Annotated in this window: 17 protein-coding genes and 1 other annotated feature (1 of these 18 cut by a window edge); of the genes, 1 reads left to right on the forward strand and 16 read right to left on the reverse strand. The window is 37.0% G+C overall.

The features are described from left to right. Nucleotides 1-39 precede the first annotated feature (39 nt). The 14 genes from manA to MHI39_RS23485 all read right to left on the reverse strand — a co-directional run bounded on the left by manA (nucleotide 40) and on the right by MHI39_RS23485 (nucleotide 12891). On the reverse strand, nucleotides 40-999 hold the full coding sequence (gene manA, locus MHI39_RS23420) for a mannose-6-phosphate isomerase, class I (RefSeq protein ID WP_342540326.1): 960 nt from the start codon (nucleotides 997-999) through the stop codon (nucleotides 40-42). Between the two features lie 334 nt (nucleotides 1000-1333). Next, nucleotides 1334-1750 carry a VOC family protein gene (locus tag MHI39_RS23425; protein WP_078110833.1) on the reverse strand — a complete coding sequence of 139 codons (417 nt, stop codon included), beginning with the start codon at nucleotides 1748-1750 and terminating at the stop codon, nucleotides 1334-1336. Between the two features lie 26 nt (nucleotides 1751-1776). After that, entirely contained in the window at nucleotides 1777-2481 is a 705-nt protein-coding gene (locus MHI39_RS23430; protein WP_342540327.1) for a DUF308 domain-containing protein, read from the reverse strand. Between the two features lie 79 nt (nucleotides 2482-2560). Then, complete coding sequence (locus MHI39_RS23435; RefSeq protein ID WP_342540328.1) at nucleotides 2561-3172, reverse strand: TetR/AcrR family transcriptional regulator; 612 nt, start codon at nucleotides 3170-3172, stop codon at nucleotides 2561-2563. A gap of 204 nt (nucleotides 3173-3376) precedes the next feature. Beyond that, a complete protein-coding gene (locus tag MHI39_RS23440; protein ID WP_180213082.1) occupies nucleotides 3377-4063 on the reverse strand; it encodes a hypothetical protein in 687 nt (228 codons plus the stop codon). After that, nucleotides 4060-4956: an ABC transporter ATP-binding protein gene (locus tag MHI39_RS23445; protein ID WP_251345836.1), complete on the reverse strand. Its 897-nt coding sequence runs from the start codon at nucleotides 4954-4956 to the stop codon at nucleotides 4060-4062. The genes MHI39_RS23440 and MHI39_RS23445 overlap by 4 nt, the downstream gene beginning before the upstream one ends. Nucleotide 4957: 1 nt before the next feature. Next, the gene (locus tag MHI39_RS23450; protein ID WP_058004559.1) at nucleotides 4958-5323 is read right to left on the reverse strand and encodes a GntR family transcriptional regulator; all 366 of its coding nucleotides are present in this window, start codon (nucleotides 5321-5323) and stop codon (nucleotides 4958-4960) included. Nucleotides 5324-5780: 457 nt separating this feature from the next. Further along, on the reverse strand, nucleotides 5781-6776 hold the full coding sequence (locus tag MHI39_RS23455) for an SPFH domain-containing protein (protein WP_216385874.1): 996 nt from the start codon (nucleotides 6774-6776) through the stop codon (nucleotides 5781-5783). 44 nt (nucleotides 6777-6820) lie between these two features. Continuing rightward, nucleotides 6821-7690, reverse strand: coding sequence for a TPM domain-containing protein (locus tag MHI39_RS23460; RefSeq protein ID WP_180213085.1), 870 nt, complete (start codon nucleotides 7688-7690; stop codon nucleotides 6821-6823). Next, on the reverse strand, nucleotides 7687-8715 hold the full coding sequence (locus MHI39_RS23465) for a TFIIB-type zinc ribbon-containing protein (RefSeq protein ID WP_180213086.1): 1029 nt from the start codon (nucleotides 8713-8715) through the stop codon (nucleotides 7687-7689). The genes MHI39_RS23460 and MHI39_RS23465 overlap by 4 nt, the downstream gene beginning before the upstream one ends. Nucleotides 8716-8834: 119 nt before the next feature. Next, a complete protein-coding gene (locus MHI39_RS23470) occupies nucleotides 8835-9512 on the reverse strand; it encodes a PspA/IM30 family protein (protein ID WP_058004555.1) in 678 nt (225 codons plus the stop codon). Between the two features lie 239 nt (nucleotides 9513-9751). Further along, complete coding sequence (locus MHI39_RS23475) at nucleotides 9752-10750, reverse strand: anti-sigma factor C-terminal domain-containing protein (RefSeq protein WP_058004554.1); 999 nt, start codon at nucleotides 10748-10750, stop codon at nucleotides 9752-9754. An 8-nt stretch (nucleotides 10751-10758) separates the two neighbouring features. Continuing rightward, nucleotides 10759-11223 (reverse strand): sigma-70 family RNA polymerase sigma factor, encoded by a 465-nt coding sequence (locus MHI39_RS23480; protein WP_342541481.1) that lies wholly within the window; start codon nucleotides 11221-11223, stop codon nucleotides 10759-10761. A gap of 201 nt (nucleotides 11224-11424) precedes the next feature. Next, nucleotides 11425-12891: a YdiU family protein gene (locus MHI39_RS23485; protein ID WP_342540329.1), complete on the reverse strand. Its 1467-nt coding sequence runs from the start codon at nucleotides 12889-12891 to the stop codon at nucleotides 11425-11427. Between the two features lie 230 nt (nucleotides 12892-13121). Between MHI39_RS23485 and MHI39_RS23490 the strand changes: the two genes are divergently transcribed. Further along, nucleotides 13122-14057, forward strand: a complete 936-nt coding sequence (locus MHI39_RS23490; protein WP_058004551.1) for an NADP-dependent oxidoreductase — start codon at nucleotides 13122-13124, stop codon at nucleotides 14055-14057. A gap of 64 nt (nucleotides 14058-14121) precedes the next feature. Here MHI39_RS23490 and MHI39_RS23495 read toward each other — a convergent pair whose 3' ends face one another. Further along, nucleotides 14122-14988, reverse strand: coding sequence for an MBL fold metallo-hydrolase (locus MHI39_RS23495; protein WP_342540330.1), 867 nt, complete (start codon nucleotides 14986-14988; stop codon nucleotides 14122-14124). Between the two features lies 1 nt (nucleotide 14989). Further along, a complete protein-coding gene (nhaC, locus tag MHI39_RS23500; RefSeq protein ID WP_259548212.1) occupies nucleotides 14990-16405 on the reverse strand; it encodes a Na+/H+ antiporter NhaC in 1416 nt (471 codons plus the stop codon). Between the two features lie 131 nt (nucleotides 16406-16536). After that, nucleotides 16537-16616, reverse strand: a binding site (T-box leader); it runs 114 nt beyond the window's last position.

Genomic DNA, 16616 nt, shown 5'->3' on the forward strand with positions numbered 1-16616 from the left:
AGAAGTACTCACCGTTATTAAACGTATAACAGTTTATTTTTATTCATGTGATACTATAAATTCTGCTTCCCCATCTAACGTATACTCCCGAATTCCGTATGGAAGGATAAAATGACTACCCTTTGTTAACACGAAAGACTTTCCATCAATATCGAGAACTGCATGCCCCTTAATAACACTCACCTGTAAAAAATTCGCAGTCATTTTGCAAGTAGCCTGTCCATTCAATTGCCAGTGATGAACGGTAAAATACTGTTCCTGTACCAGCTTCTTTTCACATAGACCACCTTGAATCGTTTCTACTGGCTTAACATAAGCATCTTGGTGTGGAATAGTCGTTACTTGCTTTGCGCGCTCCAAATGCAACTCTCTTTTATTCCCATCGGAATCCATACGATCATAGTCGTATACGCGATAGGTAATATCTGAGCTCTGTTGAGTTTCTAGAATGACAATCCCCTTTCCAATCGCATGAATTGTCCCACTTGGAACATAGACAAAATCTCCTGCTTTTACTTTTACTCGCCTTAAGAGCTTATCCCATTCTCCCTTATCGACCATTCGAGTAAATTCCTCAGATGTTTTAGCATGATGGCCTAGCACAAGCTCCGCCCCTTCTTCGGCGCTTAATACATACCAGCATTCTGTTTTACCTAAGGGGACACCTTCAACTTCACGTGCAAACTGATCATTTGGATGAACTTGAACAGATAAATCATCAGCTGCATCAAGAATTTTAACTAATAATGGATACTCTCCAGAATCGACGGTCTCCCTATTAAAAAGCTCCTTATGTTCATTCCATGCATCAGCTAATGTTTTCCCAGTTAGAGGACCATTAGTAATGACACTTGGCCCATGTAAATGCGCAGAAATCGCCCATGCCTCACCCGTCTTCTCAAACGGGATCTCATAAGAAAATTCTGTTTTTAATTTCTGCCCTCCCCAAATTCGTTCTTGAAAGACCGGCTGTAAAAAAATCGGTTCATTATTGTACATCGTGCACCTCCAACAAGAAATGAAACGGTTCTCCTCGTTCTAAAAAACTAAAAGGAGCCGCTTTTTGTTTCGTAAATTCATATTCAGAAATTACTATACCATTTGTAGAAAATTTGGCAATTGTTTCATCAATTCACTTAAATAGAAATAAGATAAAACTTTTATACGTATCAACCGTTATGAAAGTAACTTGAAGGAAATGAAAAAGGTAAGATAAATCTGTATATAGAAAGCACACTAATATAAAGTTTAGTGTGCTTTTTAATGGGACAGGAATAAGAAATTCGAAGAAAATCAAGTGATAACTAATGAATCCTCCCTCTTCACTTCTATGCTATCCCTCCATATTAGGATTCCAAACTATCTCCCATAAATGACCATCTGGATCTTGAAAATAGCCAGAGTATCCACCCCAAAAAGTATCATGAGGAGGTACTGTTATCGTTGCATTTGCTTTCCTTGCTTGCTCCATTACCCTATCTACATCTTCCTTGCTTCCAACATTATGCCCAATCGTAAATTCAGTTGGACTTGGTGCGCTTTGACTGATCTTTGTATCATAAGCTATATCTTTCCGGTTCCAAATAGCAAGCTTTACACCCGCTTGTAAATCAAAAAAGGCGACTGCACCATGCTCAAATTCCTGTCCAACTATACCTTTTGTAGGTAGTCCCAGTCCATCTCGATAAAATAACAGCGATCTTTCTAAATCATCTACACCCAAAGTAATGACAGTAATATGCGGGTTCATAACCTGTGGCCCCCTCTAAAAAGTTATTATCCAATCTTCTCCACTTTTCTCCAGTATTGACATGTCTCTTCATCACGAACGATATAGCCGAGCTTTTCAAGTTCCTTTCTTAATTCTTTAACATCCTTCACTTCATTATTTTTTAATGCCATTTCTCTTGCTTTCATTAATGCATTGGCTGATAATGATAATTCTGGTGAATCCGGTACCCACCTTCTATATTCGTCTTTGAATGGATCACCTTCTGCTAACCAAGAATAGCCGTGCTTGATAAATGCATCACATATTTTTTTGGGGGAATCATCATGTTTCTCCCTTACTAATTCATGTCCTGATTTTCCGAGTATCACTAGTTCCCTTCCATCTAAAAATACTGATTCGATTTGTTCATTTAATAGCCTAGTTTTTTGCTCATCTTTTTCCAATAAGATCTCTTGATCTGTCAATGTGATAATCAGAATTTCTTTAATCGCTATATACGCAATCACTATACCAGCAATACAACCAAGAGCTGCTAAAATAATTGGTAACCACGGACCATTCAAAGCGTGGATTAGTTTTATTGGTCCTTCAAACGGCAGCCAAGGAAGTTTTAATGCCCAATCCGCAATCCTTGGCAAAAAGTATCCTAATAGTAAACCTAGTATACTAAATCCTCCATATAGTAAGATTCCAAGAGCTTTTGAATATCCTAGAATAGTTTTCGAACTAGAATTTATTTCACCTGACATCAAATAGAACACTTCCTTTCATCCATCATATATTCGTAAAGTCTTGATTGACTTGTTTGAAACCAGCTATGATATAGTTTTATTTTTTTACTGCGCTGCTAATGATGTGAACCACTTCATTTATATACGTACTTAAATCAACTTTCTTAGTAAGGACAGGATTGGTAAACATATATTCGTTAATTGCCCCTTGAATAACATTTGCCATCACGTCTACATGAAAGGATTTAAATTCCCCACTTTTCTGTCCTTCATATAAAATTAGTTTAAGCTCTGCCAAAATCGGATCTTCTTCCTCATCATCCACTAATTTATAGTAGGGAATGTTTTCAGGTGTTCTAGCATTAAAAACGATTTCTATAAGCGCTGTATTATGTGCAGGATGTGTATTTTGATAGGATAGACTTGCCTTTATAAATGCATTTAATTTCTCCTGTGCTGAATTTGCCGCAAGTACATGATCCATAATATATGAAGTGGATTCTTCCAAAAGCTTTGTCAACAGATGATTCATTAGGTCCTCTTTATTGGAAAAATGGTATGAAATCAATGCTGTACTGATCCCTGCTCGCTTAGCTATTTGCGAAAGGCTTGATTTAACATATCCAACTTCATCCAGTGTTTTAATTGCTGCTTCAATAATTTGATCACGTCGTGCTTCTGCTATAAAGGATTGCTTTCCCTTTTCCATTATTCAGTTCTCCTTTGTATTCATCGTAATATTTAAAAAAATATTGTTCACTTACTCACCTATTGAATAGTTATTTATTTTTTTGATTGATTGTTCAATCAAATTTTAGCATAATCAAAATATTATAGTCAATTTTTAATATAAAAAAGCAATCCACAGAAGTTAGTATGAACTTCTGTGGATTGCTCTTTAAACTCCCTAAGGCTATACTGTAGCTTTTCGAAGCAACCAATAAGAAACCACCATATAAATAATTACTAAAGGTATCATCCATAATGCAAGTTCGAATGCAGTATGCTTAGCGATCCAATAAAATATATCCATCCACCATTCATAATAAGTACAAAGAAAGGCAAGAATGCTGGACAATACAAACAGCACCCCAAGAAAAATGAGTAATCCGCTACGTCCAAATCGTTGAAACACACTTGATATTACAAAACCCAAATAACACATATGCAACATGACAATAAAGGAGATGGAAATTTGTTCAATTTGTAAGCCATCATTTAAATAGGGAAGATGAAAAAAATGCAGGTTAACTCCCCATCCTCCACTCCACTGTTCAATATTATTAAGTATTAACAAAACAATGGATATACCTGCACTCATTGCAACAAAAATTCCCAACGTTCCAAGATAAAAGTCTTTTCTACTAATACTTAAACCAATCGCAAATTGAAACATCTGAGATATCGTAACCATTCCCATTACAAGCATGTATATATAAATGGACATCAAGCCCCCGGTGTACATTGGGTCGTTCCCATCTATTAGTGAGCTAATAACTAGGTTGACGAAAAAGCTGAAGAATAATATGATCCACGGAGTGTAAATCCATCCCCACTTTTCACGAACATGCATTTTCATAACACCCATTACTTGACTCATTCGTAACCGACCGCCCTTCCTTGGGAATTACCATTTGTAAGGTAGATAATTAATTGTTGTAAAGATACTGGGGTAAGTTCAAGACCAAGTGATTCAGCTTGTTTGCGATCATCCATTCCGAGGCTACCCATAATAATAGCTGAATGAAACCCACCTAATGGTGTATGATTGATCACTGTTTTCCCTGAAATAAATGTGTCTACTTTGTTAGCCAAACCTGTAACCGTAAAAGCACGTCCCCGCAGCATATCTGCATCTTCATTAATAATAAGCTCGCCCTTTTCTATGACAATAACATGCTCTAGTATTTTACTTACTTCATCGATTAAATGTGTGGATAAAACAATTGTACGTGGATGTTCTGCATAATCTTCAATTAAACGATTATAAAACAATGTTCTGGATACTGCGTCTAGACCGAGATAGGGTTCGTCAAAAATTGTAAGGGGTGAACGACTTGCAAGACCTATGATTATTCCTACCGACGATAACATCCCTCGAGATAACCTTTTTATTCTTCGGGATAGTGGCAGTTGGAAATCATTAATCAATAATTCAGCATAAGATTGATCCCAATTAGGAAAGAGTTCCGAAGAAATGTTTAATACATCCTGTACAGTAAAATTTGGTGGATATTTTTGACTTTCCTTGATAAAGCAAATTTTACTAAGTGCTTGATTATTTTCATAAGGAACCTCTCCAAAAACCTTTACTTCTCCGCTCGTTGCAAATAGTTGGGCAGTGATCATGTGCATGATTGTTGTTTTTCCTGCACCATTCCTCCCAAGTAGCCCATATATTTTATTGGGCTCAAATAAAAATGAAACATTATTCACAGCATTCATATTTCCATATGATTTAGTTAAATTCTTAACCTCTACCGCATTCCCCATTTTACTTATCCCCCTTTTTGATCATATCCGTAAGCTCTTCTACCGAAATCCCTAACTTATCCGCCTCTTGCAACATTTTAATTACATACTGTTCAAAAAACTGTTCCTTTCTTTTTTCCATCAACTTTGCTCGTGCCCCTTCTGCGACAAACATTCCGATGCCGCGTTTTTTATATAAAATTCCTTGATCTACTAAGAGATTGACACCTTTCGCCGCTGTTGCTGGGTTGATTTGGTAAAAGGAAGCGAATTGATTAGTGGATGGTACCTGTGATTCCTCAAGTAACCCTCCATTAATGATGTCATCCTCAATCCGTTCAGCTATTTGAACAAAGATAGGACGACTATCATCGATTAACATGCTCATTCCCTCACCACCTGATTGGTTAGTTACTTATGTAATTAACCATACATGTAATGAATCAAAAAGTCAATTCCTATTTCAAAATTCATGCAAACGTCTATCCCCTTTTGCTTTGTACATTGGGAGTTAGTAGGAATTTCGATATGTAGACAGAAATCTATGGATATTTACTAATCATTCATATGAAGGCTGTTTTCTTATCGTTTGTTGCTTTTGTAGAAGCCCAACTGCCGGATTTTACAAACACACAATAAAGGGTTCCAGCGGTTCTTATGGAGATTGCAGCTCTTTTCTCAGTAAAATGAAAGGTGTAGTGATCTTTAGCTGATAGTTATTAATTAAAACTCAATGTTTGAAAAAAAGAAGCTATATGGAAAAAGGGACTTATTTCATTAAGAAACAAGTCCCTTTTTCCATATATTGATAAAAATACACTAGTATTGCCTTTAACAGATGATTTTTAAATAAGCTTTTGCCCACAGTTTGAACAGAAATTCGCATTTCCTGTTTTTGTCCCACAATTCGGGCAAAAGTTAGGCCTTTTTTGTTCAGCTGTCTGCTGTGGCGAATGGGATTGATCATCTTGTGATACTGCAGGCTGATTTGGGGTATTTTGATTCATTTGATTCATCATTTGATTAGCGATATTCATTCCCATCATCATCCCTGCCATATCAGTTGCAGTCCCACCACCCTTCATTTTTCCAGATGCCATACCATCTATCATTGAAATCTGCTGATATTTATCAATATTACCAACCATTCCATATGAGGCATTTTTGTTAATCATGTCTTGAATTTCTTTTGGATAATTGAAACTCATGACATTAAATCCTGTAATTGAAATACCAATTTCCATCAGCTGCATATCTAAGTCCTCTTGAATCCCCTTGGATATTTCGAAGGAGTTGGCCTGCAGATTAAACATATCCCTTCCTTCCTTCGAAATCCATTTCATGAGTAACTGATCAAGAATAGACGTAATACGTATTCTGACATCTTCAACTAAGTAACGATCTTTCACACCAGCAATTTTATCAATCAATGCGATATAATCATTTACTTTAAAGTTAAACGTGCCATTTGCTCGAATCGGAATCCCACCCGGAAATCCAGGAGAAGGAATATTAATCGGATTTCTAGTTCCCCATTTAACATTAAACTCTTTCGTATTTACAAATAGCACTTCTACCCGCATACCACTATTAAAGCCGAACTTAAAGCCTTTTAAAGTCGATAGAAAGGGGATGATTTGAGATTCGATATCATACTCCCCTTCATCCTCGAACACCCCTTCGATTTTTCCATTGTTTAAAAATATAGCATCCTGACCTGGGCGAATAATCAATTTACTTCCCTTTTTAATTTCACGATTACTCCATTTATAGAAGATCATATCATCTCTAAATTCTTCCCATTCTACAACATTAGCAAATTGGTTTCTAAAAAAAGACATCTAGCTTGTGCTCCTTTCAACAATCGTTGGCTAAACAAATATATTTAAAACTTACCTCCACTTCCGCTATGCGAATGACCACCTCTTGAAATTCCGCCTCCACCACTTGTGTTATTTGTATTATTTGAAGGTTTCTTCTGTTTCGTTACAGTTTGTCTTACAAATCTATCAGACCTGCTAAGCACTTTTGAATGTTTATTATTTATATAGGTTTGACCATTTACTGTTACTCTACCACCAGAGCTATAAATCATGATAGCAACAACAATGCCAGCTACAACTAAAGCAGCTATGACTTGAAACCACCATTGAAAAAGAATATTTTCTGAATCAACATTCGTGTCTTCATTCGCATACTCCTGATGGTCCGCATCAGAATCATATCCATTATACTCTTCCGAACCGCTGCTTGGCTCTTCACCCATATACTCGTGAGAAGTAGTGATATAGTCCGAAAATGCTTCAAAATAGTTCCCCTCTGATAGAGCAGGGGTAATTTCATCACGAATGAGATCGAGACGTTCCTTAGTCAAATAATCCTCTGCTTTTTTATAGCCTGCTAAATATATATCCCGACCCTGCATATCTAGAAATAAAATAGCAGTATTTCCAAACGGCTGATCATATCCAGGGCCATTCTTATCGTAAAAATCCTCTACGTATTGTTCAGGATCTTTCCCATCAGTTCCATTTACCGTTATTATCATGAAAGCAGTATCTCTTTCCTCACTTAGCCGACTAGATAATTCTTGAAGCTTTGACTCTTCTTGATCTGTCAACAGACCTGCATCATCATAAATATACTTATGGCGGTCAAAGGTTTCCGCCTTAGCGGTGATACCCATGGACAAGATAAGCACTAGAGACATCAATAAGAAAAGGAAGCCCTGCTTTTGCATACGAATTGTACTCACCAGAAGCCACCTCCCATAAAATAGGAAACACATTTTAAGGCGAGGAAGGTTCCCGCTGCGATACCACTAAACCATGTCGCCACTTTTCCAGTACTGATTGGCGGTTTTCCTACAATTTTTCCTGTCTGTCCGTTCATCGCGAATGTATAGATAGTATTATTATAATTATAGCTGACCATCCAAACAGGCAGTAACACATAATCGCTATTTATATTTCTCGTATGAATTTGCTTATTCAAATAACGAACGGAATGATAGCCTGATAGTGTCGAAGAAATATAGGATTCAATATAGCCACTAATTTTATCTTCTGCCCGCGGGAGTAGTTCTTTATCTGTATAATTGTATTTCTCAGCAATATATCCTGCCAAATACGGGGTTTTAAAATCTTTTAGTTGATCATATGGGAATGGTTCCAATTTATCCATCAATTTATCATCCATCTTCTCTGATGCATCAACAGGAACCTTGTCATACTCCAAGTTAATATCACGATAAACATCATAATAATTCGTTTCTGTATAGATATAATCTCCCCGTGTATATGTCCTTACCTTTGTACACTCCGCACTTACTTGGACCTTACTATTCAAGTCAAATAGCCAAAAAGGAACATACATCCCTGTTACACTCTTTATTCGATCCGCAGTCATAAAACCTTTTGGGGTTAAAAGACCTTTTCTACACCATTTTTGAAAGGCACTTCCTGCCTCCTCCTTGCTGATCGTAAAAGGGATCACCTTCCTAGGTGCAAGATGGCCTGACAATCGATCCGCAATGACTACACCCGCTCCACAAAAACTACAAGTCGTTGCAGCTGTTTCCGCTTCCGTAATTAAAACAGCACCACAATTCTCACAATGGTATTCATTTGCCTCTTCCTCCGAAAATCTCGCGGTAATCAGCTCTTCGGGGTAATTTTCTATATTTTCTTGACTTCCACAGCTTTGACAGGATAAATTTCCTGATTCACTATCAAAACTCATATCACTGCCACAGCTAGGGCATTTATAATGAAGTATCATGTTTTACTCACCTCTTATTTATCAAGCAAAGGGTAAAATGAAAAGAGATAGCGTTCCAAAGGGGTTGTCTATTTAGGAGTCTGACTCCTTACAATAAGACAACCCCTTTAGTTATTCACCTATCCATTATTTTGTATTTTAGCCTTCAATGCAGCAAGTTCATTATCCACACTGCTCGTTTCGTCATATTTAGCAGTTAGCTCCTCGATATCATCTTTTGGACCAGCATTTAATTCTGCCATCGCATTCGCTTCATCTAGCGCACGATTCACCTTATCCTCCATTCGTCCAAATGCAGAAATGGTATTACTTGAGTCCGCAGCAGAAGCCCCAAGCTTATTCATTTTTTCTTGTGTCTTAGCAACTGACCATTTTGCTTTCAGCATACTTCTTCTGGATTCCAATTCTCCGATATCACCAACCAACTTGTCATGCATTTGTTTCATTTGCTTTGAGTTTGTTGCTGCTAATTGATACGCTGCTTCTAATTCGGATAATTTTGTTGCCAGGGTTCCCTTCTTCTCTAAAAACTTCCTAGCATCTCCTTCATTTCCTGCTTCTAAAGCCTTTATTGCATAGCGTTCCATTTTTTCCATTTCTTCTTGACACTCATTTAATACTCTTTTCGCCCGCTGTTCCTCTGCCATAACTGATGCTGTCTCAGATTTAACCTTTCCTAAATCTTTATTTAAGTTTCTTAAGTATTGATCGATCATTTTTTCTGGATTTTCTGCCTTATCTAATAATGCATTAATATTACTGGACATAATATCTTTAAATCTTGTAATAATACTCATCTTTTACATACCTCCAATATTTTTCAGCATTCGTCTTTCGTAATCTAATCCCTTATTTTTATTAGTAAAATAGATATAGAAAAACTTATTAATACACTATACTGTTTTATTTTATAAAAAGTTTCATTTTTTAGAAGGAGCACGGTACTTATTTTGCAAAACAAAATTACTTCTTCCTTTCCAGAATACCACTCCCTTTGCATGTTTGCTCTGATTATGCTGATACTGTTTTCTTAGAGTCACCCTTCCCAGTTCCAATATTCAAATTTACCTAATTCAGCACCTTGAATGAATGGATAGTTTTTTAATTTTAATAATTCCTTTACAGGACCAGTAACAACTGCACCATATACCTGAAAGCCATTTTTCTTTAAATAATTATATCTTTTCTCTAAATGAGACAAGCCTAAAACTCTATCTATATAGGTATCACTCTCATGGTCTAATAAATTTTTCATATTTGCTAGCATAATTTTTTCATTCTCGCTTATTGTTTCCTTACTAATATTCATTAAAGAAGAAGAATGGTAATCATCCGTTTTCCGTGCCCAAGATAAACCTAATGTTTCTACAGACACATTCCCCTTACCGCTTTCCATATAATCTACTTTTTTTATTGATTTAAGCTCACCTGCATATAGAGGCATCCAAAGAACATCAACATCAACGTTTTCCAATTGCTTAAGAAGCTCTTTGGGTTTTAAAAATGAAGTAGTCGAAAAGGCTAAATTAGCCACTGTTCCTTCATGAATTTTATCCAATGTATCCCACACTTCGGCTGTATCTGCTAATTTTATTGTCTTCCCTGTTCGAGGGTCTTCTGGTAAATAGAAAGTAAACCGTTTTGAATCAGATGGATTTAAATAGTTTATTTCATAATTGGAAAAGGAATTAAATAGAGTTTTCTTCATTTTCACTGTTCCTACCGGTTGCTCTTCTTTTCCAATGGTTTGATAGAGTGGAAATTCTATTTTTTGAGTGAGAAAAGGTGTAATCTTTCCGGAAGTGACTTCACTAACTTCTCCATAATTCCCAGCCTGAGTCCAATCTAATGCTAGCTTCATTTGAAATTCGTGCTTTCTTCCCCAATTTGTTTGATCATAAATAATAGACAAAATCATCATATAAATAGCATATATAAATAAAAGGATGAAAATAATTCTAATAATCCTGACAGTTAGTAAAAACCTATATTTCCATAACACCTTTTTTTCCTTATCCTTTGTCCATTCCTGCATTATGTTTTTTACCCCCTCCACCGCTTACTTAATTCCTTCATCCTTTTCCTTGCGCGAAAAAGAGTGATCTTGACTTGTCCTTCACTTAGATCCATTGCTTCCTGTATATCTTCATAAGAAAACCCTGCGTATTCTCTTAAATAAATAATCGTTCGATAGTTCTCAGGCAATAATTGCAGTATTTCCTCTAGTTCTTGTATATTTTCTTTATTTACCATTTCTACTTCAGGGATTCCATACGGACTAACCATTTCTTTTCTCTCAAAGAAAGGAACCCACTTCCATCTTTTTCTCCTTCTCCACTCATCAATATAAGTATTCCTTGCTATTTTATAGAGCCACGGTTTAACCTCTTGATGTTTAAAACTCCTAAAGAAATTGTTGCTCGATAAAAAGTTTCCTGTACCAGCTCTTCTGATAAAGAAGGAGAACCAGACAAATGAAGAAGATAATAATACAATCCCTCCGCATATCGCCGGTAAATCTGATCCAGCTCATTATAACTCTGCCTATCCAAGACCCTCCCCCTTTACCACTCACTTAAACAACGAATAAAATAGTCAAAAGTTACACCAAAAATAATAAAAAAATCGTGCGTACCACACGATTTTTTTTGGGGTCAGACCCCCATCACTTTAAAGCTTTACAGTAGTGGGGGTCTGACCCCCACTATTTCATGTACCACAAAATGTTTGATAAGGTTGGCAATTAGGCTCAGGAAGTGATACATATTTCTCCTGTTCTGTTGTATAGGCATAGGGGATTGAGAGAACATTGAGCAACTTCTCCATTACACTGTTATCTTCCCTCTCCACTGCTGCGTCTAGTGCTTCTTCAACTCGATGATTTCGGGGAATAATGGCTGGATTGCTTCTTTGCATTAATTCCTGCGACGAATCTTTTGATTCCTTTTGTCTGTCTCTTCTTGATTCCCAAACATCTTTCCACTTTATAAATTCTGGTGCTTTAAACAACTTCGATTCATCTTCTATTTGGATCGTTAAAGCACGGAAGGTATTTGTATAATCTGCTTGATACTTTTGCATCAAGTTAAGTAAATCCTCAATTAGTGATTCATCTTCTTTTTCTATGTTAAACAATCCTAGCTTTGCTCTCATTCCTTCAAGCCAATAGTCATGATATTGCTTAGAGTAATTTGAAATTGCATCCTGTGCTAGCTTTAGAGCATGTTCTAAATTTTTATCTAATAATGGCAAAAGACTTTCAGCAAATCGTGCTAAATTCCACCCACCTATATACGGCTGATTCCCAAAAGCATAGCGACCTTGCGTATCAATCGAACTAAACACAGTAGCAGGATCGTACGTATCCATAAAAGCACAAGGGCCATAGTCAATCGTCTCTCCACTAATCGTCATATTGTCCGTATTCATGACTCCATGGATAAACCCAACGAGCTGCCACTTGGCAATTAGTTTAGCTTGACGTTTGATTACCTCTTGAAGAAAAAACAAATATTGATTACCATCTGTACTTAATTCCGGGTAGTGACGCTCGATAGCATAATCCGCCAATTCCTTCAATTCTTCTACTGTTCCCCACTGAGCAATATATTGAAAGGTTCCTACCCTTAAATGACTGGACGCTACTCTGCTCAATATCGCACCAGGCAAAACTTTCTCACGTATAATTGCTTCTCCAGTTGTCACTACAGCCAAACTACGTGTCGTAGGAATGCCCAAAGCTTGCATCGCCTCACTGATGATATATTCACGTAACATCGGACCAAGTGCTGCTCGACCGTCACCACCGCGAGAATAAGGGGTTGGTCCAGAACCCTTGAGTTGTATATCAAGCAGTTTTCCACGAGGAGATCGTTGCTCACCAAGAAGGACTGCTCGACCGTCACCCAATCTATTGAAATGGCCAAATTGATGTCCTGCATAAGCCTGTGCAAGCGGTAATGCACCCTCGGGTAGTTGATTTCCAGCAAGAATTGCTATACCCTCTTCACTTTTTAGCTCTTCTACACTAAACCCTAATGAGTTTGCCAAATGATGATTTAATATAACTAACCTTGGCGAACGAACAGGAGTGGGGTTTAGAGTAGTAAAAAGGGAATTCGGAAGGCGTGAATAGCTATTTTCCAAATTCCATCCCATCTCTTTACTATTTTCCATTATGTCACCTTTTTTCTATAAAAAATAACGATATTCTAATAAAATCTAACATCTTTTTACTAGTATAAACCCTTCTAACAGAAGGGTGCATCCTTTACTTATTGTATACTTTTTACGCAAAATAATGTGTAATCGTTGAAAGCTCTTGACTCATTCGTATAAAAGAATTTTTTCAATACACACTAATCATTAAGTTATAAGGGAAACTAAAAAAAGGTGTTGACTAATAAATGAAGGCAATTGTTATTGATCAATATGGCGGTAAAGAAGAATTAAAGGAAAGAGAAATGCCAAAACCTACTATTATGGAAGGAGAAGTATTAATTGAGTTGCACGCCACTTCCGTGAATCCTATTGATTGGAAACTTCGAGAAGGCTATCTTAAGGAAATGCTACCATTTGACTTTCCTATCATTTTAGGTTGGGATGCAGCAGGAATCGTTTCTGAAATTGGTTCAAATGTATCTACAGTCAGCATCGGTGACCGAGTATTTGTTAGACCTGAAACTACTGCTCAAGGTACCTATGCAGAATATATCGTTACTGAGGAAAAACTTCTTGCAAAAATTCCTGACAATATCACTTTTGAAGAAGCTGCAGCAGTCCCACTTGCAGGTTTGACTGCCTATCAATGTCTAGTTAATTTTACACATTTAAATAAAGGTGATAAAGTGCTTATTCATGCGGGTTCTGGTGGTGTTGGAAGTTTAGGCATTCAAATAGCAAAAAGTCTTGGCTACTTCGTTGCAACGACTGGGAGCAAAAAAAATGAAGAGTTTCTGAAATCCATCGGTGCAGATATTGTAATTAAGTATGATCAACAGGATTTTGAACAGGAGCTTAAGGAGTACGATCTCGTTGTAGACACGATGGGAGGAGACATCCAGGATAAAAGTTTTCAAGTGTTAAAAAAAGGGGGAACCCTTGTTTCAATCGTTCAGCCTCCAGATGAAAAAAAGGCAGAAAAATTGGAGGTTAACGCAAAGTACCATTGGTTAATTCCAAATGGTGAACAACTAAAAAAGCTGGCGGATTTAATGGAAAAAGGGAAATTAAAACCCGTGGTAGGTTCAATTTTTGAATTTAGTGAACAAGGAGTACGAGAGGCACATGCACTCAGCGAATCCCATCATGCAAAAGGGAAAATTGTTATAAAAATTAAATAAGTGGGGTCAGACCCCCACTACTTTAAAGCTTTAACGCACTGGGGGTCTGACCCCAACTATACACCTATAATCGAATTTCCATTCCATCCACCGCTATATGGAATCCTCTGTTTTTTACTTCTTTAAATTCGGCATTTTTTGAATCGATTGCCGGGTTAGAGTGATTAAAATGGGTGAAATATATGTCTGTTTCTTCTACTAGGTTTTGGAGACGGTCCATGGTTTCTGTCATGATTGGGTGAGGTATTTCGTTATAGCTTCTTCCCATTTGCTCAATTTCTTCAATTGAATAGAACGTGCCGTCCAATAGGCAAATATCTGCTTCCTTCGCCATATCATAAATATCACGGTCCCATTCCTCCCATCTATCGATATCCGGGATATATAAGAGTTTACGAGTTGGTCCTTTAATCCAATAACCAAACGTCTCTGAAAATTCATTACGGTGTGGAACCTCAACAGGAATTATTTCTATACCAGAAGAAAGTTCCATCGATTCATCCTGGATAATTTCTATCGGGTTAATATTGTTTAGATCCACTAACTGCCTCCATGGGGCATGTGTTTCTACTAGCTGCTTCATTTTCCCACCACAATAAACCGCTACTCCGTTTGCTCCAATAGCCTCCCTCCCTAAGAACATTAATCCGGGATAATGGCCAATATGTGCATGTGTGAGCCAAATATTGTTCATCAATTGTTTTTGTAGCCGATATTTCAATTGAATAGCTGTCATTTGCTCTCTTAGGTCAGGAGTAGCATCTATCAAATGCCATTCCTTTGAGTGAGGTAGAATAATCGCTAAAGAGGCAGCAAACCTCCGATATCTTCTATCTTCTATTGCTCTCATACAGTTTTTGCAAAAGCAATTTGGATGGGGGATACCCGCATCTTGTGCAGTACCAATAATATTCACGATCACATCGCACATGTTAATTTCCTCCTAATGATTCGGTTTCTTGCAGCGACTTTTCTTGATAATCTTTTTTCGTAATGGTCCATCCCGTAATCCCATAAATGATATTAATAACTGGCACAAGGAATGCAAAGAAAAGATAAGGTATAAATTGCTCAACGCCTACCCCTAACATATTCGCTGCGAAAACAGCAGGCACTCCCCAAGGAACCAAAGTAATCCCTACTGTTCCTGCAGCTTCCACACATCTAGATAAATTTTTAGTATCAATTTTTAAATCTTTATATGTTTCAACAAACGTTCTTGCCGGCAGGATAATCGCTAAAAATTGTGCACCGCTTGCAAATGCCACGACAAATGTTGATACAATGGTTGTAACAATCAATGAACTAGCAGACTTGATTTTTTTAACGATCGGTCGTATGAGTGTTTGAAAAACACTCGTTCCTTCTAAAAGACCACCTAAAGCGGTAGCAATCGTTAACAATCCAATTGTATTCAACATCGAAGCGATTCCACCACTATTTAACAAGGCATCTACTTCCTTTATACCAGATTCAGCATGGAAGCCATTCGTCATTGTATTTACAATAGAAGTGAGAGACTGGCCCTGTATGAAATAGGCGAGGACACCACCAAACAATCCAACAATCATTAATGTAGGTAAAGAAGGTAAACGTTTCATCATAAGAATAATAGTAAGAACAGGTAATAAAAGCAGTAATGGATGAATAAAAAATGACTTCTGAATCCCTGTTAAAATCATATCAATTTTGTCTGTATCAATCGTATGCTGATGAGAACCACCACTAAATATACCGTATAAAATCAATGAAATGATAAATGCAGGAATCGTATCCCACAGCATATGACGAACATGACTAAATAAATCTGTTTCTGCCATCGCAGGTGCAATATTGGTCGTGTCTGATAAAGGTGATAATTTATCGCCAAAAAATGCACCGGACATAACTGCACCAGCAATGATGCCTGGGGGAAACCCCATCCCCTCACCGATCACTATAAATGCTAAACCAATTGTAGCAATAGAAGTAAATGAACTTCCCAGAGTAACTGCAACGATTCCTGTAACAAGGGCAACTGCTGGAACGAAGATCGATGGATGAATAAATGATAAGCCATAATAAATCATTGTCGGAATCACCCCACTAGAAATCCACGTCCCTACAATCAACCCAATCACCAATAAAATAAAAATGGCAGGCAAAGCTTTTGAAACACCATTTACCATCATTTGCTGGAGATCATCCCATTTATATCCACTTATCAAGCCAACAAGAACTGTTGTAATGATCCCAATTATTAATGGGATGAACATCCCTGCTTTCCAAATAAAAATAGATGCAGCTCCTGAAGCAATTAAAGTTAAAATAGGTAAAAAAGCTAAACTAATTGAAATGTTTTTCCTCATCATAAATGTCTCCTTTTTTAATATGCCTATCTATCAATGCACTTTTTCTATTACTAAATATGCTGCAAGTGCAATAGTAAGATTTCTTAAAATTCGGCAAAATTCCTAAATAAAAAAAGCTTCCACCCCTATAAAGGGACGGAAGCTCCGCGATACCACCCTGATTAACAATAATTAACTGTTCACTCATTCGATTAACGACAATGCCGGA

This window comes from Heyndrickxia sp. FSL K6-6286 (assembly GCF_038630395.1).
Classification (GTDB): domain Bacteria; phylum Bacillota; class Bacilli; order Bacillales; family Bacillaceae_C; genus Heyndrickxia; species Heyndrickxia oleronia.

Excerpts from the sequence above, each read along its gene's own strand:
- MHI39_RS23445 (WP_251345836.1), bottom strand. The coding sequence starts at position 4,956 with ATGGGGAATGCGGTAGAGGTTAAGAATTTAACTAAATCATATGGAAAT.
- MHI39_RS23440 (WP_180213082.1), bottom strand. The coding sequence starts at position 4,063 with ATGAGTCAAGTAATGGGTGTTATGAAAATGCATGTTCGTGAAAAGTGG.
- MHI39_RS23450 (WP_058004559.1), bottom strand. The coding sequence starts at position 5,323 with ATGAGCATGTTAATCGATGATAGTCGTCCTATCTTTGTTCAAATAGCT.
- MHI39_RS23485 (WP_342540329.1), bottom strand. The coding sequence starts at position 12,891 with ATGGAAAATAGTAAAGAGATGGGATGGAATTTGGAAAATAGCTATTCA.
- nhaC (WP_259548212.1), bottom strand. The coding sequence starts at position 16,405 with ATGAGGAAAAACATTTCAATTAGTTTAGCTTTTTTACCTATTTTAACT.
- MHI39_RS23435 (WP_342540328.1), bottom strand. The coding sequence starts at position 3,172 with ATGGAAAAGGGAAAGCAATCCTTTATAGCAGAAGCACGACGTGATCAA.
- manA (WP_342540326.1), bottom strand. The coding sequence starts at position 999 with ATGTACAATAATGAACCGATTTTTTTACAGCCGGTCTTTCAAGAACGA.
- MHI39_RS23470 (WP_058004555.1), bottom strand. The coding sequence starts at position 9,512 with ATGAGTATTATTACAAGATTTAAAGATATTATGTCCAGTAATATTAAT.
- MHI39_RS23430 (WP_342540327.1), bottom strand. The coding sequence starts at position 2,481 with ATGTCAGGTGAAATAAATTCTAGTTCGAAAACTATTCTAGGATATTCA.
- MHI39_RS23465 (WP_180213086.1), bottom strand. The coding sequence starts at position 8,715 with ATGATACTTCATTATAAATGCCCTAGCTGTGGCAGTGATATGAGTTTT.
- MHI39_RS23425 (WP_078110833.1), bottom strand. The coding sequence starts at position 1,750 with ATGAACCCGCATATTACTGTCATTACTTTGGGTGTAGATGATTTAGAA.
- MHI39_RS23495 (WP_342540330.1), bottom strand. The coding sequence starts at position 14,988 with ATGTGCGATGTGATCGTGAATATTATTGGTACTGCACAAGATGCGGGT.
- MHI39_RS23490 (WP_058004551.1), top strand. The coding sequence starts at position 13,122 with ATGAAGGCAATTGTTATTGATCAATATGGCGGTAAAGAAGAATTAAAG.
- MHI39_RS23455 (WP_216385874.1), bottom strand. The coding sequence starts at position 6,776 with ATGTCTTTTTTTAGAAACCAATTTGCTAATGTTGTAGAATGGGAAGAA.
- MHI39_RS23475 (WP_058004554.1), bottom strand. The coding sequence starts at position 10,750 with ATGCAGGAATGGACAAAGGATAAGGAAAAAAAGGTGTTATGGAAATAT.